Here is a 25368-nt window from a genome sequence, read left to right as displayed (position 1 = left end):
GCTGACGTTTCAGTCAGCCAAGCTGATCGCAAAACTGATAAACAAGAAATTAGGACGGATTAGGCATGGCGCGTTCAGCCGTACTCAATGTTATGGTTCAGGCCGCAATGAAGGCCGGACGCTCACTCGCCCGTGACTTCGGTGAGGTTCAGAACCTTCAGGTCTCGCTTAAAGGCCCTGGCGACTATGTTAGTCAGGCAGACCGCAAGGCCGAACAGATCATCTTCACCGAGCTGAAAAAAGCGCGGCCGGATTACAGCTTCCTGATGGAAGAATCCGGCGCGGTTGAAGGCAGTGACGCCCAGCACCGCTGGATCATTGACCCTCTCGACGGCACCACCAACTTCCTGCACGGGATTCCGATGTTTGCCGTCTCTATTGCGCTGGAGCGTCAGGGACAAATCGTTGCCGGCGTCATCTACAATCCGGCAATGGACGAGCTTTACACCGCAGAACGCGGCGGCGGGGTTTTCCTCAACGACCGTCGTTTGCGCGTGGCAGCACGCAGCAAAATGGTTGATGCTGTTATCGGCACCGGCATTCCGCATATCGGCCGTGGCCATCATGGCCATTATCTGGTGGAACTGCGCAACATCATGGCTGATTCAGCCGGTATCCGCCGTATGGGCGCTGCCGCACTTGATCTGGCCTATGTTGCTGCCGGTCGTCTTGACGGTTTCTGGGAAGATGATTTGCAGCCGTGGGATATGGCAGCAGGCATTCTCATGATCCGTGAAGCCGGTGGTTTTGTGTCCGACAAAAACGGCGGTCAGGATATGTTTGACACCAAGGGCATTGTGGCCGGTAATGAAGCCATCCACAGAGCACTGATGGCAACCCTGAAAAAGCCGATCTGATAGCAATATCAGATCTGACCTTTAAAAATGCCGGCCTCTCGCGAAGCCGGCATTTTTTATGCTAAAAATTTGCTCTGAAAATTGAAATTAAAAAGTCACGATTTGATAAACTGCTTTTGCAACCATCATGCTGTTTAAAAAAGAACAGCCGCCAATCATCGTTTTCTATACTCATCGTTCATTGTGAATGAGAGTAAAAAACACGATTTTTGCCTCATCGCAAATCCCAATTTTGCATTTAAAAATTGGGACAGAATAAATGCCCGTATTCTTTTATAGATTAAATGCATATGTTGATTTTCCGGCATTTAATATTGCCGACAAACGATTACCCTATTTCACAGTCTATAAATTATAAGCTAGCTTCAAGATAAATGAATCGGACGGCAGTGGAGAAGATAAGTGATGCAGGCTGAAAAGCGCGACCAGCAAGCCGGGACTTTCACCAGGAATTTTAACGCGGATTATATGCCGACGCCTATGTCAACGCCGCGGATGGTCATGATTACCATGATTATCTTCCTGATTATTGTGGCTTTTCTCGCCGCGGTTCTCTCCCGCCAGATCCACACTTTCTTTGTCACCAATCCGGGGCTAAACGGCCTGATCCTTGGCGTTTTGCTTGCCGGTATTTTGCTCGCCTTCGGGCAAGTCATCCGCCTGATGCCGGAAATCCGCTGGGTCAATTCACTGCGCCGTGGTGATGACGGCAGCACATCCCGCCCGCCGGTTCTGCTTGCGCCGATGCGTACATTAATCGGCCATCAGCGCTCGATGGCGCTTTCCACCACCTCAATGCGCTCAATCCTTGATTCGATTGCCACCCGCCTTGATGAAAGCCGCGATATTTCCCGCTATTTTATTGGTCTGTTGGTGTTCTTAGGCTTGCTTGGTACGTTCTGGGGTTTGCTGGAAACCATCGGCTCCATCGGCAACACGATCCAAACCCTTGATCCGGCATCGGGCAGCACCAATGATGTGCTGGATGCGTTGAAGGCTGGCTTGCAAGCACCGTTGAGCGGCATGGGCACAGCCTTTTCCTCATCACTTTTCGGCCTTTCCGGCTCGCTGATTCTAGGCTTTCTGGATTTGCAGGCAGGACGTGCGCAGAACCGTTTTTATACCGAACTTGAAAACTGGCTCTCCACTGTGACTGATCTCGGCTCCGACCTCAATCAAGGGGCTGCCACAGCTCAAGGTTCAACCGAAGACATTCGTGATATCGCCAACCGTCTGCAATCCATGCAGGAAAATGGCAGCCCGAACCAGCGCACTACCGCTGCCCTTGCTAATCTGGCCGAAGGCATCCACGCCTTGGTGAAAAATATGCGCAATGAGCAGCAATTAATGCGTGACTGGGCCGAGCGTCAGGCAGAAGACCAGCAGGCAATCCGCGAAACGCTTGAGAAACTCTCAACAACGCTCAATGAAACCAACCGCAACAATAATCATTCGGGCGGGAGCCGTTAAAGATGGCTCTTTCACGCAGCCGCCGGCAAAACCGGCAAGTCGATTATTGGCCGGGCTTTGTTGATGCGCTTTCAACATTGCTGCTGGCAATCATGTTTTTGCTCACTGTCTTTGTGCTGGCGCAGTTTCTGCTCAGCCGTGAAGTCAGCGACAAAGACGATGTTTTGGCGCGCCTCAACAGCCAGATCAATGAACTGACGCAGCTTTTGTCGCTGGAACGCGGCAATGCTCAGGACTTGCAAGATACCATCGCCAATCTGCAAGCCTCCCTCTCCTCGGCTGAAAGCGAGCGCTCGCGCCTGCAAAGCCTGCTCAATGAAGGCAGCGGTGCCGGTATAGCTGCGGATAAAAAGATCGGTGATTTAAACGCCAGCCTTGATCAGGAAAAGCAGATCAGCGCCCGCGCCCTTTCACAGGTCGAGCTTCTCAACCAGCAGATTGCTGCGCTCAGACGCCAGATTGGTGCGCTGGAAGAAGCGCTCAATGCCTCAGAAGCCCGCGACAAAGAATCAAATGCCAAGATTGCGGATCTCGGCAAACGATTGAATGTGGCTCTTGCCCAACGGGTGCAGGAATTGAACCGCTATCGCTCCGACTTCTTCGGACGCTTGCGTGAAATTCTCTCGGATAAGGAAAATATCCGCATCGTCGGCGACCGCTTCGTCTTCCAGTCAGAAGTGCTTTTCCCGACCGGCTCATCCGATATTAATCCGGCAGGGCTGGTTGAGATGAAGAAGCTTGCTGATGCGGTGATTACGCTCAACAATGAAATCCCTGATGACATCAACTGGATTTTGCGTGTGGACGGTCACACCGATAATATTCCTCTGATTGGCACCGGACGTTTCCGCGACAATTGGGAGCTCTCCTCTGCGCGTGCCACATCCGTGGTTAAATTCCTGATAGCCAATGGTGTTCCGGCCAATCGCTTGGTGGCTGCCGGCTTTGGCGAATATCAGCCGCTGGATGATTCGGATGATAGTGATGCACGGGCAAAAAACCGGCGTATCGAGTTGAAACTCACCGAACGCTAAAACCTGTTTCCCCTGTTTAGAGAAACAGTCTGAACATAAAAAAGGCCTTGGGGTGAAACATCCCCAAGGCCTTTTCATTTCAACAGCTTGATCGCTTATTCAGCCGCATCTCCTTTAGAAAGAACGCTTTCTTGAGAAAAGACTCCGGCGCCGGCTTCAAATTGCAGCTTGGCAAGACGGGCATAAACCCCGTCTTTTTGCACCAGAGAAGCATGGGTGCCTTCTTCAATGATGCGTCCCTCATCCACCACCAGAATGCGGTCTGCCTTGAGCACAGTGGCCAAACGGTGCGCCACCACTAGCGTGGTGCGACCTGTCATCAAATGCTCCAAGCCCTTCTGCACCAACATTTCGCTTTCAGCATCAAGCGCAGAGGTAGCCTCATCCAGCAACAGAATCGGTGCATCGCGCAAGATAGCGCGCGCAATAGCGATTCTCTGACGCTGACCACCGGAAAGGGTCATGCCGCGCTCGCCGACTAATGTGTCGTAGCCTTTTTCCAGCGCCATGATGAAATCATGCGCCAAGGCTGCTTTGGCGGCAGCGATAATGTCCTCATCCGTTGCATCAGGACGGCCAAAGGCAATGTTTTCACGTAAAGTACTGGCAAAGATTGCCACATCCTGCGGCACCACCGCCATGCGGCCACGGATTGCCAGCGGATCAGCTTCAGGAAGCGCCACACCATCAACCCGGATAGTACCTGACTGCGGATCATAATAACGCAGAAGAAGCGAGAAAATCGTACTCTTCCCGGCACCCGATGGCCCGACAATCGCCACGCTTTCACCCGGTTTCACACTGAAATCAAGACCAGCCAAAGCCGCTTTTTCAGGGCGTGCAGGATAATGGAAAACAACATTTTCAAAGCTGATTTCGCCAAGAGCCGGAACAGGCAAAGCAACCGGATTAGACGGCGCAGCAATTGCCGGTATTTCATCCAGAATTTCAGTCAGACGCTCGGTGGCACCGGCAGCTTGTGCCAGCTCGCCCCAGACTTCCGACAATTGACCCAAGGAACTGGCCGCAAACACTGCATAAAGCAGGAACTGTCCGAGCTGACCGGCGCTCATTGTGCCCGACAACACATCATTGGAGCCGAACCACAACACGCCGACGACGCTGGAAAAAACCATGAAAATAGCAAAAGAGGTGAGAATCGCGCGTGCAAACACCGAAGAACGTGCCGCAGCAAAAGCATTTTCCACCGCTTTGGCAAAACGACTGATCACCATTTTTTCATTGGTAAAAGCCTGAAGCGTGCGCATAGCGCTGATCTGCTCACCGGCATAGCTATTGGCATTGGCCAGCATATCCTGTGCTGCGCGTGAACGACGGCGCACCGAACGGCCAAAAGCAATCAACGGCAGTACGATCAATGGAATCGCACCAATGACCAACGCCGATAATTTCGGGCTCGTTACCACCATCATACCAACCGCACCAAGCCCCATGATGATATTGCGCAGCGCAACAGATGCCGTAGCACCAACAGCTGATTTGATCTGAGTCGTATCGGCAGACAGACGTGAGACAATTTCACCGGAATTGGAGCGATCAAAGAAATCCTGCGACAGTTTGGTCACATGATCAAAAACCGCATTGCGCAAATCAGCGACAACACGCTCACCAAGCGTAATCACGAAGAAGTAACGCAAGCCTGAAGCCAGCGCCAGCATCAGCGCCAGCAGCACCAACATGCCGAAATAGTTATTGATGAATGTGCTGTTATCGGTGGAAAACCCGTTATCGACCATGCGGCGCACGGCAATCGGCACCATCAGCGTAGTTGTGGCAGCAGCAACGAGAGAAACCAGCGCACCTAAAACCAGAAGCTTATACCGCGCCAAAAATGGCAACATGCGCCGCAGGGGTTTTACTGATCTCTTACGCTTATTGTTAACTTCTTCTGACATTTTCTTGACGTTTTCCGAATGCTTTGCGACCATTATTGCGATTGCGCCTTGTTATTATCGTGTAGCTGATGTATAGGCTCGCCAACCCTTTTGGAAGCCGTCGCCTTCGGGCGTGCGCCTTCATAACTGCCATTGGGCGAAAGTGCTACAGTCTGATACTGGATTGGAGCATGATCGTCTATCAATCTTTCAGGAATATATCGATGAAAGCCAATATCCATCCCGACTACCACACCATCAAGGTCGTGATGACCGATGGCACCGAATACCAGACCCGTTCAACATGGGGCAAAGAAGGCGATACGATGAACCTCGATATCGATCCTACCACCCATCCAGCATGGACCGGTAACGCCCAGACCTTGGTTGACCGCGGTGGCCGTCTGTCCAAGTTCAAGAATCGCTTCGGCAACCTGGGTATCTAATTCCGTATGCCTCGGGCAAATTCGGGATTACAGCTTCGCTGATCCAAACCCGAAAATGCAAAAGTTTAAAAGACCTCGCTCCGGCGAGGTTTTTTTATGTCTGCGTTTTGCTGACACATGCCAATAAAAAAAGTCCGGCTCAATTGAACCGGACTTTTTCAATGCATCAATGATGCAAAGAATCACTCAGCGCTGAGTTTCGCCATTACTTCATCGGACACTTCGAAGTTGGCATAGACGTTCTGCACATCATCATCATCTTCCAAAGTGTTGATGAGCTTGAGCACGGAACGCGCCTTCTCTTCATCCACATTGGTGTTGTTCTGAGGCTTCCAGACAGTCTTGATGGATTCAGCTTCACCAAGTGCTGTTTCCAGCGCCTTGGAGACCTCACCAATGCTTTCGAACGAGCAGGTGATGACATGTTCATCTTCGTTTGACTGAACGTCGTCAGCGCCTGACTCAATGGCAGCTTCCATGATGGCATCAGCGTCGCCGGCTTCCGGCTTGTAGATGATTTCACCAACGCGGTCGAACATGAAGGAAACCGAGCCGGTTTCACCCAATGCGCCACCGGATTTGGTAAATGCTGCACGCACATTGGAAGCGGTACGGTTGCGGTTGTCGGTCAGCGCTTCAACGATAACCGATACACCGCCCGGGCCACGGCCTTCGTAGCGCACTTCATCATAGTTCTCGCCGTCATTGCCCGCAGCCTTTTTAATGGCGCGCTCAATGTTATCTTTCGGCATCGACTGTGCTTTCGCGTTCTGGATAGCCAGACGCAAACGCGGGTTCATTGTCGGATCAGGCAAGCCCTGTTTTGCAGCAACGGTAATTTCTCTGCCGAGCTTGGAAAAGATTTTTGAGCGCACAGCGTCCTGACGACCCTTGCGATGCATAATATTTTTAAACTGCGAATGACCAGCCATGACACCCCTGTATAGGTTCTTTAAATAACGTGCGGACAAAAGCGATGGCGGCTTTTGAAAATCAAGCTATTTGCAGCGCTTTATATTGCGCCGTAACCGCAAGCCAGCCATCCTTATCCGGACGGGATGCGGCCTTATACGGAAAGTTCAGCCTTACGTCCAGTCACCCCCGCTGCCACAAGTGCTTTGCGGATTGATATTGCAGGCTTTTAGCGCAAAAAAATTACGACTCCATGGACAATAGCGCCATTATTGATTATCTATAATTACATGAAAAGCGAAACGCACGAAACCATTGCCGTCAAAATCAGCCGCATCCTAGCCGACCGTATTATCGACGGCACATTGGAGCCGGGCATGAAGCTGCGGCAAGATCACATTGCGGAAGAATTTCAAACCAGCCATGTGCCGGTGCGCGAAGCTTTTCGCCGTCTCGAAGCGCAAGGTCTGGCTATTTCCGAGCCACGCCGTGGTGTGCGCGTTGCTTCTTTTGATATTAATGAAGTGCGTGAAGTGGCCGAAATGCGTGCAGCATTAGAGGTTTTGGCACTGCGCCATGCTGCCCCGCACATGACACGCGCCATTCTGGAAGCTGCCGAGAAAGCAACATCCGAAGGCGATAATTGCGCCAATATCCGTGAATGGGAAGCCGCTAACCGGCGCTTTCATCGTTTGATTATCGAACCTTGCGGCATGCCACGTCTGCTTGCAGCCATTGATGATCTGCACGCAGCCAGCGCACGCTTTTTGTTTTCGACATGGCGCAGCGAATGGGAAGTACGCACCGACCACGACCATCGCGCCATTCTTGATGCTCTGCGCAAAGGTGATACCGACAGCGCCTGCCTGATCCTCGCACGCCACGTACAATGGATCGGCCACCGACCTGTCAAAACCGCCTCCGGCAAAATCCGCGACGGCTTCTCCATTATCGGTTAAATCCAAACATTTATCATTACGCGAGTTTTGCGTTTTTAGAGCTGTTTATGCTGACATACCCTTGCCAATTAAACGGCCTATAAGGCTTTCTGCTGCCTTTTCGCATAGGCAACCCAACCACTTAATTCACGTTTAAAAACAAAATTATCTATAAAATATCATTTAAAGATATATTTTTGAGTGGCTTTATCACCGGTGCGGTAATTTTTTTATACAAATAAAACAATAAGTTAAATTTCAATCAATGGGTTTCCCGCACTTATTCATGAGGCACAGGCTTGCTTTCTCATAAAAACTCATAACAGATATATAGATCGAAATTAGATTTTATCTATAATTTATCTACGGAGTGATTATGTCCCAAATTGAGATGCATGCGCATTCAGGTTTCAGCCCTTTAAACCTTGATAGCCACTCGCTGCCTGTACGTGCTGCCGCCGTTATATTCGGTACATTCATTCTTGCACTCACCTCGCAGGTCGAAGTGCCGATGATACCGGTTCCAATCACCTTACAGACCCTTGTGGTGCCATTAATCGGTGCGCTTTACGGCTGGCGCTTGGGTGCCCTCACCGTTCTGGCATGGCTTGGTGAAGCCATGGCCGGCATGCCGGTTCTGGCTGGCGGCTCAGGTGGCATCATGGCTTTTGCAGGCCCGACCGCCGGTTATCTGGCATCCTTCCCGATTATCGCCGCCCTCACCGGTTATCTGGCTGAACGCGGCTGGAATGGTAAGCGCGTGGGTTTTGCCTTCGCTTCATTTCTTGCAGCCAATGCGCTTTGCCTTGTCATGGGCACACTCTGGCTCTCAAGCCTCATCGGCATGGAAAAAGCCATTGCTTTTGGCGCAACACCATTTTTGATCGGCGCGGTCATCAAATCTGCGCTGGGCGCAGCCATTCTGAAAGCTGCAAGCCGCTAAACTTTCATATTACCGAAATAAACCCTATCCGGCACATGAGCCGGATAAGGTTACAGACTATATGGTTTCATGACTATTCATCTGCGCGGCCACCATCTGCTTTGCATGCTGACCTATATCGGCAAGGGCTACACACCTTTTTTCGTCGAAAATTACGATCAGATCGCAGAAGCTTTAAGCCATGGCTCCGTCATCACACTGGTCAACGGCCCCGATGATATTTGCATGCCACTTTTGTGCGAAGATAATTGCCATTGTCACAATGCAAGCGTCACTTTACGCGACCAAGCGGCACTGGAAGATATCAGCACATTGCTGGGTGTGCGCCTGCAACAAGGCAGCAAATTCATCCTCAACAGCCAATTATTGCTAAAGCTGCGCGCGGCTTTTAGCGAACATACAATCCGCTCTGCCTGCAAGGGTTGTGAATGGGCAGATCTTTGCACCGATATTGCACAGAACTCTGCTTACAAACATGTTAAAATACAATGCAGCGATATGGCTTAAATATATAAAAAGGCTGGTTGCAGCATCCTGCAACCAGCCTTTTTCATGAATATCAAACCCCGCTTTTAAACAGGCGATATCACTCAACCCATACCAAGTGCATCCATATAAAGCTGGATCATCGCTTCTTCTTCCTGACGCTCATGTTCTTCTTTTTTGCGCAGGCGAATAATGGTGCGAACAGCTTTGCTATCAAAGCCCGAACCTTTCAGCTCGGCATAAACTTCTTTGATATCGTCCCCGATGGTTTTCTTTTCTTCTTCCAGACGCTCAATACGCTCGATGAAAGAACGCAGCTGACCGACGGCTACCGTTTGTGCGGTTTCAGTTGTGATGTCATCCACAGGAGATACTCCAATTTATTAAAACAGGTGACTGACTGCGACTCGCAGTCATGAATATGTACTTTTCGATGCCTGACAGGGGCAAAATGGTCAAGGGTAACCACGCAATTGAATGCCCATTATCAAAGCCATTGTGCCAAGGGCGATCACCGCGATTTTCCAAAAATCGCTGCGGCGGCGTAAACCCGGCAATCCTAACGGCCTGAAAATATGCAGGATCATAATAATGATCAGCAAAGCAGGCAATATTTTGGACATCAGCGTCCCCTTAAACCATTCATTTCATGCGCTCCGCTTTTGCCAGCAGAAGCTTAAGAAGAGCATAGCATAGCCATAAAACGCTAAATTGATCTTAAGTTTTATGGACGCACCTCCCCGGATGTGCCTAAGATCAGAAAAATCAGACTGTTTTGGGAGGAACAGAATGGCATCGCAATACGGGGATATTTATTCCAACTGGCAGAAAAATCCGGATCAATTTTGGCACGAAGCCGCGCAAAACGTGCATTGGTTCAAGCCATACGACAAAGTTTTTGACGCAGATCAGGGCGTTTACGGCCGCTGGTTTGCGGGTGGCGAAACCAATACCTGCTATAATGCAATTGACCGCCACGTTGAACAAGGCCGCGGCAATCAAGCGGCCATTATCTATGACAGTCCTGTCACCAACCAAAAACGAAAAGTAACTTATGCGCAACTTCTGGAAGAGGTTCAAGCACTTGCTGCGGTGATGCAAGATCACGGCGTGGTCAAAGGTGACCGCGTGCTCATCTATATGCCGATGATCCCGGAAGCAGCTGTTTCCATGATGGCTTGCGCGCGTATCGGCGCCATTCATTCGGTTGTTTTTGGTGGTTTTGCCGCACATGAACTGGCAACACGCATTGATGATGCTGCTCCCAAAATGATTATCGCCGCCTCCTGTGGTGTAGAACCCGGCCGCGTGGTGGCCTATCAGGACATGCTCGACAAAGCGATTGAGATGAGCCGCCACAAGGTTCAGCATTGCATCATTTTGCAACGTCCCGAAAAAGCACATATTCCGGTAGAAGGCCGCGACATCGATTATAAACAAGCCGTTGATGCTGCCCGTGGCCGCCATGTGCCATGTGTGCCGGTTCTGGCAACGGACGGGCTTTACATCCTCTACACATCCGGCACCACCGGCGAGCCCAAAGGTGTTGTGCGTGATCACGGCGGCCATATGGTGGCACTCACATGGTCGGTTGGTGCGGTATACAGCATCAAGCCGGGCGATGTTTTTTGGGTGGCTTCCGATGTCGGCTGGGTTGTCGGCCATTCTTATATTATTTATGCCCCGCTCTTCATCGGTGCGACCACTGTCATCTATGAAGGCAAACCTGTTGGCACGCCAGATGCAGGCGCATTCTGGCGGGTGATTTCCGAATATAATGTCCGCATCATGTTCACCGCGCCAACAGCCCTGCGTGCAATTAAAAAAGAAGATCCGGAAGGTTTGCTCGTCAAGAAATATGATCTTTCCAAGCTGGAATGTATGTTTCTGGCCGGAGAGCGCGCCGACCCCGACACCGTAAAATGGGCAGAAAACATTCTGAGTGTACCGGTGATCGACCATTGGTGGCAAACCGAAACGGGCTGGGCAATCGCTGCCAATCCGTTGGGACTGGGCAAAATGCCAACCAAATACGGCTCACCAACGGTTGGCATGCCGGGTTACGACATTCGCGTGGTGGATGATGGCGGCCATGAGGTCAAACGTGGCGAACTCGGCAATGTGCTGATCAAGCTGCCTCTGCCACCCGGCTGTCTGGTTACGCTTTGGAATGCAGAAGAACGGTTCCGCAAATCTTATCTCGACGAGTTTGAAGGCTATTATAAAACCTCCGATGCCGGCTATATGGACGAAGACAACTATGTCTATATCATGAGCCGTACTGACGACATCATCAATGTGGCAGGCCACCGCCTTTCCACCGGCGCGATGGAAGAAATCATCTCCGGCCATCCTGATGTCGCCGAATGTGCGGTCGTTGGTATTGCCGACACATTAAAAGGTCAGGTGCCATGCGGTTTTCTGGTGCTGAAAGCCAATGTTGACAGGCCGGAAAGCGTCATTGAAGCTGAATGTATTGAACGTGTGCGCAGTGAAATCGGCCCTGTGGCTTCTTTCCGTTTAGCACTTGTTATCAAACGTCTGCCGAAAACCCGCTCAGGCAAAATTCTGCGCTCCACCATCCAGAAAATTGCTGATGGTGAGCCGTGGAAAATGCCGGGCACTATTGATGATCCGGCAATCCTCGATGAAATCACGGATGCTTTGCGTGACCGCAAAATCGGTAATGCCTGTCAGGCAGCTTAACTCAACACATATAAAAAGCCGCCTGCAATCATGCATGGCGGCTTTTTAATAAGCGACAATCAAGTCTTAATGATCGTGGTTTTTTGCTGCAAAAGCTTGTTTTTGCGCGTCGGTTGCTTCCGTTTGATAGCGTGATTTCCACTCATCAAATGGCATACCGTAAATAATTGCGCGCACTTCGTCTTTGCTCAGACTAATTTCTTTTTCTTCAGCAGCATCTTTATACCAGTTTGCCAAACAATTGCGGCAGAAACCGGCTAAATTCATCATGTCGATATTTTGCACATCTGTATACTCACGCAAATGCTGAACCAACCGACGAAACGCTGCCGCTTCCAATTCAACCTGTGACTGATCATCAATTTTCGACATTCCTGCCTCCTCAAACCGGATCGGTACGTGATCCGAAAAACTGAACTTCCTGCATTTCCGGTAACTGATTAAGTGCTGCAAGCATCGGCGCCAAACGTGCCGCCCATTGATCTGTGCCTACATTATCGGCAATCAAATCCTGCCGAACCTCAATCAGAATATGCGGATAGCCTTTTGATGTTGCATGTTTGAACATCGCATCATTGCGCAACGCACCATCATACGGCTCATTGTCACCGGTAATCAGTAAATGCTCAGCACGCAGCATTTCCAATAATGGGCGCAGTGCCCTGTCATCTTTATCCCAAAGCAGGCCGCAATGCCATGGCCGCGCTTTACCGCGCCAAACCGGCGTATAAGAATGAATGGACACAATAAAAGGCGCCCGCCCGCTCGCGCCACGCACATCATGCACCAAAGCCGAAACCTGATCATGATAAGGGCGATAAAATGCATTGAGCCGCGTTTCGCGCTCCTGTGCATCCATCGGATAATTGCCTGGTATCACCGCGCCATCTGATAATTGCATAATCAGCGTCGGATCATCTTCGCCGCGGTTGGGATCAATCAACAATCTTGAAAATCCGCCCAATACGGCGGGAGCATCAAGCTTTGCCGCCAGTTTGCGCGTCAGCTCTGCCACGCCGATATCATAAGCGATATGGCGGTCAAATTGTTCAGCCTCCAGCCCCAAACTGCCGTAAGCTTCAGGCAAAGCACGGCTGGCGTGATCCGCAGTCAATAAAAGTCCTGATTTTTTATTACCGTCAATCAGTTCAAAAGGTGCAAAAGACATAAAAATTCCGGCCTTCTTTTATCCAATTTTATTTTGATCATACAGATAGTTGAAAAATTGTCTTGTTATGACCGCTCAGCTCGCATAAAAGTTGAATCTAATCGATTTATGCTGTGACATGGCTATGATATGAACGCAATGACCTGTTTACTAAGCGCTATTAAGTCTTTGGTTGTGCACGTTGACATCCCATGCGAAACTGCCGAAAAGAGAGCATCAAAAGATGAATTTTCCAAGCGTAGCAACCAGTCAATTGCGCGCTGAAAGGTTTCGTTGAATGCGACTTTCACACTTTTTAGCTTTATTTGCAGGTACAGGCCTTATGGCAACGGCGCTGATGGGCGTTGAAGCACGCGCTGATTTTCGCGTTTGTAATGCCACCCAAAATCTGGTCGGCGTTTCTATCGGCTACCGTGCAAAAACCGGCTGGGTCACAGAAGGCTGGTGGCACGTCAATGCGTCCAGCTGCAAAACATTGATCGAAGGACCTTTGTCATCAAGATATTACTATCTTTATGCAGAAGATGCTGAAGGTGGTGGTCGCTGGGATGGCAAAGTGAATATGTGCGTGGCCGAAAAAGAATTTCGGATCAACGGCGTGGAAGAATGTCTCTCACGCGGGTTCCAGCGCGCAGGTTTTCAGGAATATGACACAGGCGAACAATCGAGCTGGATGGTCCAGCTGACTGATGAGACACCGCCTGAAACTCCTACAGTAACAGGAACATCCAATCCATGAAGCGTAATCGTAAGGTCAAGATTCTCGCAACCCTTGGCCCGGCATCTTCGGAAGAAGCAACCATCGCCCAGCTTTTTGAAGCCGGAGCCGACGTCTTTCGTATTAATATGAGCCATGCCAGTCATGATCTCATGCGCACATTGGTAAAACGTATTCGTAATGTTGAGAAGCAGGTCGGTCGCCCGATCGGTATTCTCGCTGATTTGCAGGGGCCAAAGCTCCGCGTCGGCAAATTTCTCGAAGGTAAAGTCGAGCTTGAAGCCGGACAGACCTTCACCTTGGACAATCAGGAAACACCAGGCGACAATACCCGCGTTTTCCTGCCTCATCCTGAAATTCTGGAAGCCGTACAGCCGGGTCATCGCCTGCTGATTGATGATGGCAAGCTGCATCTGGTTGCTGAAAAGTGCAATGGCACATCCATCCAGTGTAAAGTTATTTCCGGCACTAATATTTCTGACCGCAAAGGTGTGAGCCTGCCGGATACCACTTTGGGTGTCGGCGCTCTGACCGAAAAAGACCGCAGCGATCTAGATGCCGTTCTGAAAGAAGAGATTGACTGGGTCGCCCTCTCCTTCATTCAGCGTCCGGAAGATCTGGCCGAAGTGCGCAAAATCGCACGCGGCCGTGTTGGCCTGATGTCGAAGATTGAAAAGCCTCAGGCTGTAACCCGCCTCGATGAAATCATCGAAATGTCTGACGCGTTGATGGTAGCGCGCGGCGATCTCGGCGTGGAAATGCCGCTTGAAAGCGTACCTGGTATTCAAAAGCAGATTACCCGTAAAGCACGCCGCGCCGGTAAGCCGGTTGTGGTTGCTACACAGATGCTGGAATCCATGATTACCGCTCCTGTGCCAACACGTGCGGAAGTTTCTGACGTGGCAACTGCCGTGTTTGAAGGTGCAGACGCAATCATGCTCTCGGCAGAATCAGCATCCGGTGCCTATCCGGTTGACGCTGTTGCCACCATGAACCGCATTGCTGAACAGGTTGAACAGGATCCGACCTATCCGGCCATCATCGACGCACAGCGCGCTTTGCCTGAGCCAACCGGCGCAGACGCAATCTCGCTGGCAGCACGTCAGATTGCCGAAACACTCAATCTGTCTGCCATCGTCACCTATACCGCATCCGGCACCACGGGTTTACGTGCAGCGCGTGAACGCCCGCGCAACAGAATCATCTCCGTTTCACCGGTTGTTGAAACTGCACGTCGCCTGTCGCTCGTCTGGGGTCTGCACTGCGTAGTCACAGAAGATGCCAAAGATCTCGATGACATGGTCAACCGCGCCTGCGGCATCACCTATCGCGAAAACTTTGGTAAAGGTGGTGATCGCATTATCATCACCGCCGGTGTACCGCTTGGCACGCCCGGTTCCACCAATATGCTACGCATTGCCTATATCGGCACAGATGGCAGCAGCGGCGCATAATCAAGACGCACCAACACATAAAAAAAGCGGCATCAAAAGTGCCGCTTTTTTATTGCCTTCAATTTTGTATCAGGTGTGAATATCGCTGAGTTCCTCGCTCAGCGCCTGCACCTGCCGCTGCGCTTCACGCATCATCGGATAAAGCGTCAGAATACGCTCATAAACCTTCAAAGCGCTCGCCTTATGGCCTCGCTCCTGCAAAATGCCCGCAAGGCCAGTCAGTGCACCAAAATGGCGTGGTTCAAGCTCTAAAGCGCGATTGATGTCATAAATGGCACGGTTATATTCACTATTCAGCACATGCAAGGCAGCACGGCGATTCCAGCTTTCGGCATTCTCAGGCGCAAGTGCGACCGCTTCATCGAGAAAATCAATCGCCACCGCATATTTCTTCTGGCTCATCGCATCATAAGACCAGCCAAGCAGCAGATCGACAGTTGCACTGCCGGACTGCGCCCAGATACCAGAAATCTGCGCAGCAATGCGTCTGGCCTTCACTTCATTGGATGTTTTCAAAAGCTCGGCAAAAAGCTTATCCAGCCGCTCTTCAGGTGTAAGCTTTACCGCAGCCTCGACAGGCGCCTTGGCTTCAGGCTCGGCCTTTTCCACCTCAGAGGCAGCCTCTTGCAGCGCCTGCTGCAATGCTTCAGGTAATGGCTCTGGCATCGGCTGTAAGCCATCCTGCGCCCATGCAGAAGGCACGAACAATACCCCAAGCGAAAACACACCCGCACAAGCACAGGCACAAGCCAGCGCTTGTAACTTATTCATCAAACCGGAATGCGCGTGCGCAGCGTTGCAAAAATTTAGCATGAGCTGATTTTAATCATAGAGCCCCGCTGCACAAGTCAAATTTTGTGCCAGCCTGTCTCAAACACAATCATAAACAAGCATAAAAAATGAGAGCATTTTAATCCGTTGTCAGATTAAAATGCTCTCATTCTATTTCGATAAGGCTGCCGTAGTTTTCTAAAACGAAAGCTACATTTCAGCGGTCATTCTAATTTGCGCTCTCCGTTGCCGAAGTGCTGAACCCCGTTTTACAACGGGGTGCAAAATTAGCCCTGACGTGCTTTAAAACGCGGAGCAGTCTTATTGATGATGTAAACGCGGCCTTTACGGCGGATAAGCTTGCAGTCGCGATGACGAGCTTTGAGCGCTTTGAGCGAATTCTTGATCTTCATGTCAATCACCGGTCGGGTTGGCCCGTCACCGGGCATCATAAAAACAGGCGCCCGAGGCGCCAATTACTAAACGGACAGACAAGCTATCCATTGGGTTGGCCGAAATACACAAATATCGGCCAAAATGTCAACTCCCAAGGGGCAAGAATCCTGAAATCCTTCATAAGAAACTGCCCCTTTTGAGGAAAAAGACAATAAAATCAGCCTTTCTTAGGGCTGATATAGGTCACATGCCCCATTTTGCGGCCAGCGCGAGCCTCTGCTTTTCCATACAAATGCAGCATGGCATGCGGCTCAGCAAGAATCGCTTCCACCTGCAAAACATCATCACCGATCAGATTGACCATGCGGCAATCGGAATGGCGGGTGGTGTCTCCAAGCGGCAATCCGGCAACCGCACGAATATGCTGATCAAACTGTGACACAGGATTGGCAGCTTCCGTCCAGTGGCCGGAATTATGCACGCGCGGTGCAAATTCATTGGTGATTAATGTGCCGTCTGGCATCACGAAAAATTCCAGCCCCAGCACACCGACATAATCAAGCGCATGCAGTAATTTTTCCGCTGCAAGTTGAGCGGCAGCGGCGGTCTCAGCGCTGATATTGGCCGGAACAGTTGATGTATCCAGAATGCCGTTCTTGTGCACATTTTCAGCAATGTCGAAAAGCGCCACTTCGCCATTACGGCCACGCGCTGCAATCACCGAAATCTCGCGCTCAAAACCCATCAGTCCTTCGAGAATCGCCGGCGCATGGCCGATATCTTTAAGGGCTGCATTGATTTTATCTGCGCCACTGCTGTTTTCAGGCGTCAAGCGCACCTGCCCCTTACCGTCATAACCAAAACGGCGGGTTTTCAAAATGCCCTGACCACCAAGAGCGGCCAGTGCTGAAGCCAGCATATCGGCATCATCCACCAGGCGCCAAGGCGCGGTAGCAATACCGGATTCGTTTAAGAACTGCTTTTCAGTGAAACGATCCTGCGAAATCTCCAAAGCGGCAGGCGGCGGATAAACGCCGATTTTTTCAGCCAGTTCCTGCACGGCCTCGATGGAGACATTTTCAAATTCATAGGTGATAACGTCACAAGCTTCCACCAGCTCGGCCAAAGCTGCCTTGTCATCATAGGCCGCAACGATCTGACGATTGGCAGTCTGCGCCGCCGGACAATCAGCCTGCGGCTCCAAAATAATAGTGCGGAAGCTTAAACGTGCTGCAGCCATCGCCAGCATACGGCCAAGCTGGCCACCGCCGATAATGCCGATTGTTGATCCTGCTTTCAACATATCAGGCCTCATCGCTTGGGCGTTCGGCAACGCTTGTGCTCTGGTTTTCACGCCATGTATCAAGGCGGGCTGCCAGCTCTTCATCATGCAGCGCAAGAACTGCTGCTGCGAGAAGCGCTGCATTAACCGCACCAGCGCGACCGATCGCCATAGTGCCGACAGGAATACCGGCTGGCATCTGCACAATGGAAAGGAGCGAATCCTGCCCCGACAACGCTTTAGACTGAACCGGCACACCAAAAACCGGCAATGGTGTGAGCGATGCTGTCATGCCCGGCAGATGGGCAGCACCTCCGGCACCGGCAATAATCACTTTAAAACCTTCAGCCTTGGCACCTTTAGCAAATTCCATCATCCGGTCCGGCGTACGATGTGCCGAGATGATGCGTGCATCGAAACGAATGCCGAGTGCTGCCAGCGTTTCTGCGGCATGGCGCATTGTTTCCCAGTCGGACTGGCTTCCCATAATGACTGCAACATCGAAGCGCGGAGCTAAGGTCATTGGTTTTTCCTATTAAATAAAAAGGGTGCCCTTGCCGCTTACAACGGTCAGAACACGAGGTCTCGAGACAAGAGGTTTTTTAAGCGATAATGTCAGGAATGATCTGACTTTCCAGTTCCTGCTGTTTATCTTTAAGCGCCAGCTTTTTCTTTTTCATCCGCTGAATGCGCAACATGTCGCATCCGGTTGCTATCATGGCATTAATGGCGACATCAAAATCTTCATGGTCTTGTTTCAGCCGTGCCAGTGCCAGTCTGATTTCGGCTTGATTTTGATCGGACATAGAGTGCCCCGTTTTACAATGCGTTGATATGCAACAGCGTTTACCGTTCAAACTTCAAAACCTGATTTTCGAACACTCAAAAGCTGCTTAGTGGTTTGCGCCATGCCTTTAGCACAAATATTGCAGTTAGAAAATGCTACTACTATCAATTCGACAGATCGCCTCATTCATGTCACACTGTCATTGTCTTGTCATAAAGCTGCAGATGAGCAGCCTGAGACATATGAAGGAAACAACCAAGGAGAATTGATGATGGCTATCGAGTCCCATCTTGCCACGCTGGAAAAGAAGCACGGTACTCTCGAACAGGAAATTTCCACTGCGATGGCATCACCGGCTATCGATAATCTTCTCTTAACCGACCTAAAACGAAAAAAACTTCAGCTCAAAGAGCAAATCGAAAAAATTAAACAGCAAGTCACACAACACTAATTATTTTATCAACCAAGGAACGTAAAAAGGCATGAGTCTGATGGCAATTTTGACCATCATAATGACCAAAGCCCAAGGTTCCCGCTAGCAGGCTGGACGCTTTGTGATCGGTGGTATCAGCTCACCTCTCGCACAAAGCGTGCAGCCGGATTTACCCACACTGCTTTCCCTTAAAATCTCAATCCTTTGCACCTGTCAAAATTGACAGCTGGCGCGCGCTATCTGCCGCTGCCATTTTCCTGTCAGATTTAACAGGATCACATCCGTAACCGGTCGGTTTGTCTCCGGTTCGGTTAGGGGCAGGTTGCGATTTTTAAAACAGCAACCTGCCCTTAATTTTTCACTCAGCATCTGCACGCGGATCAAGCTTGAAAGCTTCCGGTGTGGCACTGCGCTCCGGCGAAATTGTCGAGAACTGATCCTTCTCCTGTCGCGGCACAGATTTGCGCACGCGGGAGCGGAACAGTACATAAACCGCAATGGAAATATGCGACGCTGCGGTAATGGCAAATAGCCCTGACGGCCAGAAAGAATCCATCAGCGTTGCAGCCAGCAAGGGCCCGAGCATAGTGCCAAAACCATAAAGCAGCAAAAGACCGCTGGAGATTTTGACAAAGTTTTCTGATGTCGCGTGATCATTAGCATGTGCCACGGCCACCGGATAAAGCGTATAGGCGAGCGCGCCATAACAGGCAGCAGAAATAATAATCAATGCACTGCCCTGCGGACTGAATAAAAATGTCAGCAAGCCGACAGTTGCAGCCAATGTTGCCGTGCCTGCCAGCACATAGCGCCGATCAATCAGATCGGAAATACGCCCCACCGGAATTTGCATCAACGCACCGGCCGCAATGGTTGCCGACATCATCAATGCAATATGCGTGTTGCTGATGCCTGATTTGGCACCATAAACCGCGCCCAATGTGCCCCATGCACCATTGGCAATACCCACCAAAATACATCCCACAAAAGCTGCCGGTGAATTGCGGAACAGCGCCTTGAGATCAAGCTGCACTTCCGTCAGTGGCTTCGGGCTGCTGGCGGTGGAAATGGCAATCGGGATAAGCGACATACAAAAGAAAATGCCTGCAAACATAAAGAGATGATCGGAACGTATATCACCAGCGGAGACCAGCATTTGACCGGTCACGGTCGCCCCGTAGTTGACCATCATATAAAGGCCGAAAATCTTGCCGCGGCTTTCATTGCTGGCGCGTTCATTCAGCCAGCTTTCGATTACCATGAAAGCACCCGCCATCGAAAAACCGGTAAATGTACGCAGCACAATCCATGTTGTGACTTCAACATAAATGCCGGAAAGCAGTGCGATGATCGCACCGGATGCAGCAAAAATACCAAAAGCGCGCACATGGCCGACACGGCGCACCAAACGCGGCGCGAACAAACAGCCAGCGACAAAGCCCCCTGCCCATGTCGTTCCAAGCAACCCCAGTGATGTAACAGAAAAACCTTCAGCGCCACCGCGCAATGGCAAAAGAAGCCCGTGCAGGCCGGAGCCCATCAGCAAAAAAGCTGTACCAAATAACAGAGCCAAAACCTGAACATAAATGCGCAACAGAATATTCCTAATTTTCAGTCGTTATTTGATTTGTATATGGCAGAATTCTCCGCCAATTATGGTGATTTTCATAATAAAAATATTTATTTTCAGTGCGTCACGCCTTTTTCATACAAAGAGTGACACAAGGATTGAAAAAGCCTGAGTTATCAGCGGAACAGTGCCTCGGCTTGCGCGCGACTGCTTCCTCGTTGACTATGCTCTTCCCGCAGGCGATCAATCTCATGATGAAGCCGGTCGATCAGTTGCTCAATTTCGGAAACGGAGAGGTCTGTGAGATCATCACCAATGCTATATTTATGATAAACCTCAATGGTTTCTTCCAGAAAGCCGGACATGGTATACTCCTCCCAGTCAATATCCGTCACTCAACAAGCCATACTGGCAAACAGCCAATAATGCCCCCCCGTATGACTGCTTTCCACGCCCCCCTTAAAGCAGCCACACAAATATTTATCATACCCCAATAAACCGATTTAGCACCCCTAAAATTGCCTCGGACATTTTAAAGCAATCAGGAGACCATCATGCACCCGCAGCACCCTCAAAAAATGCAGGCCATCGAAATTAAAGAGGCCGGTTCGCCTGATGTTTTAAGCCTGACAAGCCGCGACATTCCTGAGCTGAAAGAAAGGGATATTTTGGTGTGCGTGCATGCAGCCGGTGTTAACCGCCCTGATGTGTTGCAACGCCTTGGCCAATATGCGCCGCCCGAAGGTGCTTCCGATATTCCCGGTCTTGAAATTGCCGGTGAAGTGGTGGCCGTGGGAGCGCAAACCAGCCACTATCAAATCGGCGATAAAGTCTGCGCACTTCTTGCAGGTGGCGGTTATGCAGAATATGCCGTTGTTGATGAAAGCAATGCTTTGCCGGTGCCGCACGGTTTCAGCTATGAAGAGGCTGCCTGCATTCCGGAAACTTTTTTCACTGTCTGGCACAATGTATTTGAGCGCGGAAATTTAAAAAAAGACGAAGTCTTTTTAGTTCACGGCGGCACATCCGGCATCGGCACCACAGCCATTCAGCTGGCCAAAGCGTTCGGCGCTTTTGTCATTGCCACCGCCGGATCGGATGAAAAATGCGATGCCTGCCTGAAACTCGGCGCCGACATTGCCGTTAATTACAAAATGCAGGATTTTGTCGAAGCCGTCAAAACAGCCACCAAGGGCAAAGGGGCGGATGTGATTCTCGATATGGTTGGCGGCGACTATGTTGACCGCAACTATCAGGCCGCCGCCATGGATGGCCGCATTGTACAAATTGCATTTTTAAACGGTGCTAAGTCCACGGCCAATTTTGCCCGCCTGATGACCAAACGCCTGACCCATACCGGCTCTACTTTGCGCGCACGCTCCGTCGAATTTAAAGCTGGCATTGCCGCAGCACTGCAAGCCCAAGTCTGGCCGCTGCTTGAAAAACGCCAGATTGCACCGGTTATGGATCAAAGCTTCGCGCTTGCAGAGGCTCATCTTGCCCATAAGCGTATGGAAGACGGTAACCATATTGGCAAAATCGTTTTGAAGCTTCGTTGATCGCAGAGCGCAGTTTTTCAGTTAAAATCCGCCCATTATCATAGCTTTTTCTGAAAAACTGCCCTGCCTCATCACCAAAGTTGAAGATAAACAATGCGACTTCATGCAGGGTTTTCTTGCCGACCAGCAAATAAACATATATATAAGATTTGAATTTCCCGGAAATTGTGGTTTTTGCCCACGTCCCGCGCCACCGGAGCGGACGAACAAGAGGATTATATCTAATGGCCACCCAGCTTCTTATGCCGAAAGCAACGGCCGTCTGGCTTGTCGACAATACAGCTCTGTCTTTTGATCAGATCGCAAATTTCTGTCGTTTGCACCCGCTTGAGGTGAAAGCCATTGCAGATGGCGAAGCTTCGCAGGGCATCAAAGGTTTGGATCCAGTCATGACTGGCCAGCTATCGCGCGAAGAAATTGCACTCGGTGAAAAAGATATCAACCACCGTCTGAAATTGTCAGAGCCGAAAGTGCGCGTTCCAGAGCCAAAGCGCAAAGGTGCCCGCTATACGCCTTTGTCAAAGCGTCAGGATCGTCCGAACTCCATTCTTTGGCTGGTTCGCAACCATCCGGAGCTTAAAGACGCACAGATTTCCCGTTTGCTCGGCACGACGAAGTCAACAATTGAGCAGATCCGTAACCGTACCCATTGGAACTCAGCCAACCTGACCCCGATGGATCCGGTAACACTTGGCCTTTGCACCCAGATTGATCTGGATATCGAAGTGGATCGTGCAGCTCGCAATCGTCCGGCAGAACCGGAAATCGATCCGACATTGATGCCAGCAACCGCCACTGAAAACCGTGATTATCACAGTGGTGCGGCTGAAGAAGAAGAGCTGGATGCCGACAAGGTATTTGCCAAACTGTCTTCGCTTAAAGGCGCTGCCTCAGACGACGAAGAAGAAGAAATTTAATAGATCTTCTAATAAAAGCCGGAACCCTGAAAAAGAGTTCCGGCTTTTTTTAATTCCTACCGGCACTTCAAAGCAAACAGCAGATATAAAAAACCCCGCTTCAAGCGGGGTTTTTATTAATTCAGGCTTATTAGCCGGCGTTTTCGAGAGCTTCGCTCCACTTGCCTTCTGCGGCCAAGCCGTTCATGCGGGCGCGATGTGCAAAGGCTTTCTGACCAGCTGCAACATTTTCAGCCTTACCGCCCCAAGCTTTCAGAGCTGCTGCCTGTAATGCGCGGCCATAAGAGAAGGTAAGGTTCCAAGGCATATCAAAGCCTGCATTCATCGCATTGAGGTTTGCAGTTGCTTCAACATCCGACTGACCGCCGGAGAGGAATGCAATACCTGGAACAGCAGATGGCACATTGGCTTTCAGGCAACGTACGGTCTTTTCTGCGATTTCAGCAACAGATGCTTTGCGGGCGTTTTTGCCGTCGATAACCATGTTTGGCTTGAGGATCATACCTTCAAGCTTTACGCGGGCATCATAAAGTTCATTGAAAACAGATTTCAGAACTGCATCGGTCACTTCATAGTTGCGGTCAATGGAATGGTCGCCTGGTACGCCGTCCATCAGAATTTCCGGCTCTACGATAGGAACAATGCCAGCTTCCTGACAAAGTGCTGCATAACGAGCCAAAGCCTGTGCATTCTGCTTGATGGCGCCGTAGGTTGGCAGTGCAGAAGAAATCGAGATAACAGCACGCCATTTAGCAAAACGTGCGCCCAGTGCATAATATTCTGTCAGGCGTTCGCGCAGACCATCCAGACCTTCGGTGATGGTTTCACCTTCAAAGCCTGCCAATGGCTTGGCACCCATATCCACTTTAATACCAGGAATGCTGCCTGCATTGCGCATGACATCAACAAGCGGTGTACCGTCTTTGGCTTTCTGACGCAGGGTTTCGTCATAAAGAATAACGCCGGAGATATGGTTCTTCATCGCATCATCAGCGCGGAACAGCATTTCGCGGTAATCACGGCGTGCATCTTCGGTTGATGTTACATTGATAGAATCGAAGCGCTTCTTGATTGTGCCGGAGCTTTCGTCGGCTGCAAGAATGCCCTTACCACTTGCCACCATGGCAACTGCAATATCTTCAAGACGTTCGGTCATACCCAAAAACTCCTGTAAAAGTTAGCTTGGTTTGCCGATAGCAGAACTGGCAGATAAAACAAATGCCCACCAACTATTTGAAACGATTGAAATAAATTCAATCGATTTAGTTCGAACAAGTTTTTTTAATAATCGTTAAACTGCAACAGATTTGATCCACAGGCTAATCCTGTTTGCGAATTTGTGCGAGCATAAAATAAAAAGCCCCGCCGAAAAAACGGCAGGGCTTATTTTAAAACAAATCTGAAAGACTGATCAGGCCTTCAATGCATCCACACCCGGCAAAGGCTTGCCTTCCATCCATTCAAGGAAAGCACCGCCTGCGGTGGAAATATAAGTGAAGTCATCTGCAACCTTCGCGTGGTTCAGCGCCGCCACCGTATCACCGCCGCCGCCAACAGAAACCAGCTTACCCAGACGGGTACGCTCTGCCACATGACGGGCAATGGCAACGGTTGATGCATCAAACGGATGCAATTCAAATGCGCCGAGCGGACCATTCCAGATCAGCGTTGAGGCGTCATCAATAACGGAAGTAATACGCTCAACCGACTGCGCGCCGACATCCAGCATCATGCCATCAGAAGGGATTGCATCCACACCATAGGTCTGGTGCGGTGCATCGGCGGCAAAATGCCATGCCACAACCGCATCAATCGGCAGAACGATAGCGCATTTGGTTGTTTCAGCCTTAGCCATAATAGCGCGTGCTGTATCAGCCAGATCATGCTCGCACAAAGATTTACCCACATCGTGACCAAGAGCAGCAAGGAATGTGTTGGCCATACCGCCGCCGATCACCAGTGCATCAACTTTTTCAATCAGGTTGGAAAGCAAATCAAGCTTGGTGGAAACTTTTGCGCCGCCAACGATGGCCACAACCGGACGCACCGGTGCGCCCAGGCCTTTTTCCAAAGCTTCCAGCTCGCCCTGCATAGCACGGCCAGCAAAGCTAGGTAAAAGATGTGCCAGACCTTCGGTGGATGCGTGAGCACGATGCGCCGCTGAGAAGGCATCATTGACGTAGATATCGCCATTGGCAGCAAGTGCCTTGGCAAATTCTGGGTCGTTCTTTTCTTCGCCTTTATGAAAACGGGTATTTTCAAGCAGCAAAACATCACCGTCCTGCATTGCACTGACAGCGGCAGCCGCTTTTTCACCGATGCAATCTTCCGCAAAAGCAACTTTCAAGCCCAGTGCTTTATGCAATGCGCTAACCACAACCTTCAGCGAAAATTCTGCAACAGCCTCACCTTTCGGGCGGCCGAAATGTGCCAGCAAAATCGTCTTGGCACCTTTTTTGTGCAGTTCCTGAATGGTTGGCAAAATGCGCTCAATACGGGTGGCATCACTGACCTGACCGTCAGCAACAGGTACGTTGAGATCAACGCGTACCAGAACCCGTTTGGATTGAACGTCAGCATTGTCGAGAGTGCGGAAAGCCATCGGTTTTCTCTCTGTATATAATAG

At 50.5% G+C, this 25368-nt stretch carries 28 protein-coding genes; 13 read left to right on the top strand and 15 right to left on the bottom strand.

Annotation, left to right across the window (positions count from 1 at the left end; genetic code table 11):
• The first annotated feature begins 65 nt into the window (after positions 1–65).
• The 3 genes from ABDZ76_RS13000 to ABDZ76_RS12990 all read left to right on the top strand — a co-directional run bounded on the left by ABDZ76_RS13000 (position 66) and on the right by ABDZ76_RS12990 (position 3361).
• Positions 66–857: an inositol monophosphatase family protein gene (locus tag ABDZ76_RS13000; protein WP_343806158.1), complete on the top strand. Its 792-nt coding sequence runs from the start codon at positions 66–68 to the stop codon at positions 855–857.
• 405 nt (positions 858–1262) lie between these two features.
• Complete coding sequence (locus ABDZ76_RS12995) at positions 1263–2327, top strand: flagellar motor protein MotA (protein ID WP_374844634.1); 1065 nt, start codon at positions 1263–1265, stop codon at positions 2325–2327.
• 2 nt (positions 2328–2329) lie between these two features.
• Positions 2330–3361: a peptidoglycan -binding protein gene (locus tag ABDZ76_RS12990; protein WP_343806154.1), complete on the top strand. Its 1032-nt coding sequence runs from the start codon at positions 2330–2332 to the stop codon at positions 3359–3361.
• A 95-nt stretch (positions 3362–3456) separates the two neighbouring features.
• Here the strand turns inward: ABDZ76_RS12990 and ABDZ76_RS12985 are convergent, their stop codons facing one another.
• Complete coding sequence (locus ABDZ76_RS12985) at positions 3457–5277, bottom strand: ABC transporter transmembrane domain-containing protein (protein ID WP_343806284.1); 1821 nt, start codon at positions 5275–5277, stop codon at positions 3457–3459.
• A 203-nt stretch (positions 5278–5480) separates the two neighbouring features.
• Between ABDZ76_RS12985 and rpmE the strand changes: the two genes are divergently transcribed.
• Entirely contained in the window at positions 5481–5702 is a 222-nt protein-coding gene (gene rpmE, locus ABDZ76_RS12980; protein WP_184222504.1) for a 50S ribosomal protein L31, read from the top strand.
• 182 nt (positions 5703–5884) lie between these two features.
• On the opposite strand, the gene ABDZ76_RS12975 is transcribed toward rpmE, so the two are convergent.
• Positions 5885–6634, bottom strand: coding sequence for a YebC/PmpR family DNA-binding transcriptional regulator (locus ABDZ76_RS12975; RefSeq protein WP_343806151.1), 750 nt, complete (start codon positions 6632–6634; stop codon positions 5885–5887).
• Between the two features lie 270 nt (positions 6635–6904).
• Here ABDZ76_RS12975 and ABDZ76_RS12970 point away from each other — a divergent pair, with 270 nt between their 5' ends.
• The 3 genes from ABDZ76_RS12970 (at position 6905) to ABDZ76_RS12960 (ending at position 9002) form a co-directional block, all read left to right on the top strand.
• Positions 6905–7573: a GntR family transcriptional regulator gene (locus ABDZ76_RS12970; RefSeq protein ID WP_343806149.1), complete on the top strand. Its 669-nt coding sequence runs from the start codon at positions 6905–6907 to the stop codon at positions 7571–7573.
• Positions 7574–7943: 370 nt separating this feature from the next.
• Positions 7944–8495, top strand: a complete 552-nt coding sequence (locus tag ABDZ76_RS12965; RefSeq protein ID WP_343806282.1) for a biotin transporter BioY — start codon at positions 7944–7946, stop codon at positions 8493–8495.
• A gap of 69 nt (positions 8496–8564) precedes the next feature.
• Positions 8565–9002: a DUF1284 domain-containing protein gene (locus tag ABDZ76_RS12960; protein ID WP_343806147.1), complete on the top strand. Its 438-nt coding sequence runs from the start codon at positions 8565–8567 to the stop codon at positions 9000–9002.
• A gap of 83 nt (positions 9003–9085) precedes the next feature.
• Here the strand turns inward: ABDZ76_RS12960 and ABDZ76_RS12955 are convergent, their stop codons facing one another.
• Positions 9086–9346 carry a GapR family DNA-binding domain-containing protein gene (locus ABDZ76_RS12955; RefSeq protein WP_184222512.1) on the bottom strand — a complete coding sequence of 87 codons (261 nt, stop codon included), beginning with the start codon at positions 9344–9346 and terminating at the stop codon, positions 9086–9088.
• A gap of 90 nt (positions 9347–9436) precedes the next feature.
• Entirely contained in the window at positions 9437–9604 is a 168-nt protein-coding gene (locus tag ABDZ76_RS12950; protein WP_184222514.1) for a hypothetical protein, read from the bottom strand.
• A 166-nt stretch (positions 9605–9770) separates the two neighbouring features.
• Between ABDZ76_RS12950 and ABDZ76_RS12945 the strand changes: the two genes are divergently transcribed.
• Positions 9771–11687, top strand: coding sequence for a propionyl-CoA synthetase (locus ABDZ76_RS12945; RefSeq protein ID WP_343806144.1), 1917 nt, complete (start codon positions 9771–9773; stop codon positions 11685–11687).
• 66 nt (positions 11688–11753) lie between these two features.
• Here the strand turns inward: ABDZ76_RS12945 and ABDZ76_RS12940 are convergent, their stop codons facing one another.
• Together ABDZ76_RS12940 and ABDZ76_RS12935 are read right to left on the bottom strand one after the other, a co-directional pair.
• Positions 11754–12059, bottom strand: coding sequence for a DUF1244 domain-containing protein (locus tag ABDZ76_RS12940; RefSeq protein WP_343806142.1), 306 nt, complete (start codon positions 12057–12059; stop codon positions 11754–11756).
• 10 nt (positions 12060–12069) lie between these two features.
• Positions 12070–12855 (bottom strand): N-formylglutamate amidohydrolase, encoded by a 786-nt coding sequence (locus ABDZ76_RS12935; protein WP_343806140.1) that lies wholly within the window; start codon positions 12853–12855, stop codon positions 12070–12072.
• Between the two features lie 277 nt (positions 12856–13132).
• On the opposite strand from ABDZ76_RS12935, the gene ABDZ76_RS12930 reads away from it, so the two are divergent.
• Both ABDZ76_RS12930 and pyk read left to right on the top strand, forming a co-directional pair.
• Positions 13133–13594 (top strand): DUF1036 domain-containing protein, encoded by a 462-nt coding sequence (locus tag ABDZ76_RS12930; RefSeq protein WP_343806138.1) that lies wholly within the window; start codon positions 13133–13135, stop codon positions 13592–13594.
• Positions 13591–15027 (top strand): pyruvate kinase, encoded by a 1437-nt coding sequence (gene pyk / locus ABDZ76_RS12925; RefSeq protein WP_343806136.1) that lies wholly within the window; start codon positions 13591–13593, stop codon positions 15025–15027. Before ABDZ76_RS12930 ends, pyk begins: the two co-directional genes overlap by 4 nt.
• Positions 15028–15096: 69 nt before the next feature.
• Here the strand turns inward: pyk and ABDZ76_RS12920 are convergent, their stop codons facing one another.
• From ABDZ76_RS12920 to ABDZ76_RS12900, 5 genes are all read right to left on the bottom strand, one after another.
• Positions 15097–15798, bottom strand: coding sequence for a tetratricopeptide repeat protein (locus ABDZ76_RS12920; protein ID WP_343806134.1), 702 nt, complete (start codon positions 15796–15798; stop codon positions 15097–15099).
• A gap of 287 nt (positions 15799–16085) precedes the next feature.
• Complete coding sequence (ykgO, locus tag ABDZ76_RS12915) at positions 16086–16211, bottom strand: type B 50S ribosomal protein L36 (protein WP_184222528.1); 126 nt, start codon at positions 16209–16211, stop codon at positions 16086–16088.
• A 200-nt stretch (positions 16212–16411) separates the two neighbouring features.
• The gene (locus ABDZ76_RS12910) at positions 16412–17509 is read right to left on the bottom strand and encodes a 5-(carboxyamino)imidazole ribonucleotide synthase (protein WP_343806131.1); all 1098 of its coding nucleotides are present in this window, start codon (positions 17507–17509) and stop codon (positions 16412–16414) included.
• Positions 17499–17999: a 5-(carboxyamino)imidazole ribonucleotide mutase gene (purE, locus tag ABDZ76_RS12905; RefSeq protein ID WP_343806129.1), complete on the bottom strand. Its 501-nt coding sequence runs from the start codon at positions 17997–17999 to the stop codon at positions 17499–17501. The genes ABDZ76_RS12910 and purE overlap by 11 nt, the downstream gene beginning before the upstream one ends.
• Positions 18000–18078: 79 nt before the next feature.
• Positions 18079–18282 (bottom strand): YdcH family protein, encoded by a 204-nt coding sequence (locus ABDZ76_RS12900; protein WP_184222534.1) that lies wholly within the window; start codon positions 18280–18282, stop codon positions 18079–18081.
• A 249-nt stretch (positions 18283–18531) separates the two neighbouring features.
• Here ABDZ76_RS12900 and ABDZ76_RS12895 point away from each other — a divergent pair, with 249 nt between their 5' ends.
• On the top strand, positions 18532–18714 hold the full coding sequence (locus tag ABDZ76_RS12895; RefSeq protein WP_184222648.1) for a YdcH family protein: 183 nt from the start codon (positions 18532–18534) through the stop codon (positions 18712–18714).
• 340 nt (positions 18715–19054) lie between these two features.
• On the opposite strand, the gene ABDZ76_RS12890 is transcribed toward ABDZ76_RS12895, so the two are convergent.
• Together ABDZ76_RS12890 and ABDZ76_RS12885 are read right to left on the bottom strand one after the other, a co-directional pair.
• Positions 19055–20290 carry an MFS transporter gene (locus ABDZ76_RS12890; protein WP_343806126.1) on the bottom strand — a complete coding sequence of 412 codons (1236 nt, stop codon included), beginning with the start codon at positions 20288–20290 and terminating at the stop codon, positions 19055–19057.
• Between the two features lie 152 nt (positions 20291–20442).
• Positions 20443–20631, bottom strand: coding sequence for a DUF1192 domain-containing protein (locus ABDZ76_RS12885; RefSeq protein WP_343806124.1), 189 nt, complete (start codon positions 20629–20631; stop codon positions 20443–20445).
• A gap of 189 nt (positions 20632–20820) precedes the next feature.
• On the opposite strand from ABDZ76_RS12885, the gene ABDZ76_RS12880 reads away from it, so the two are divergent.
• Complete coding sequence (locus ABDZ76_RS12880) at positions 20821–21825, top strand: NAD(P)H-quinone oxidoreductase (RefSeq protein ID WP_343806122.1); 1005 nt, start codon at positions 20821–20823, stop codon at positions 21823–21825.
• 224 nt (positions 21826–22049) lie between these two features.
• Positions 22050–22742, top strand: coding sequence for a DUF1013 domain-containing protein (locus ABDZ76_RS12875; protein ID WP_343806120.1), 693 nt, complete (start codon positions 22050–22052; stop codon positions 22740–22742).
• 130 nt (positions 22743–22872) lie between these two features.
• Here ABDZ76_RS12875 and ABDZ76_RS12870 read toward each other — a convergent pair whose 3' ends face one another.
• The gene (locus ABDZ76_RS12870; RefSeq protein ID WP_343806118.1) at positions 22873–23898 is read right to left on the bottom strand and encodes a class I fructose-bisphosphate aldolase; all 1026 of its coding nucleotides are present in this window, start codon (positions 23896–23898) and stop codon (positions 22873–22875) included.
• Positions 23899–24153: 255 nt separating this feature from the next.
• Entirely contained in the window at positions 24154–25344 is a 1191-nt protein-coding gene (locus ABDZ76_RS12865) for a phosphoglycerate kinase (protein WP_343806116.1), read from the bottom strand.
• Positions 25345–25368: the final 24 nt, after the last annotated feature.

Source organism: Paenochrobactrum glaciei, assembly GCF_039522165.1.
Classification (GTDB): Bacteria; Pseudomonadota; Alphaproteobacteria; order Rhizobiales; family Rhizobiaceae; genus Paenochrobactrum; species Paenochrobactrum glaciei.
This window is presented reverse-complemented; position numbering and strand designations above follow the sequence as displayed.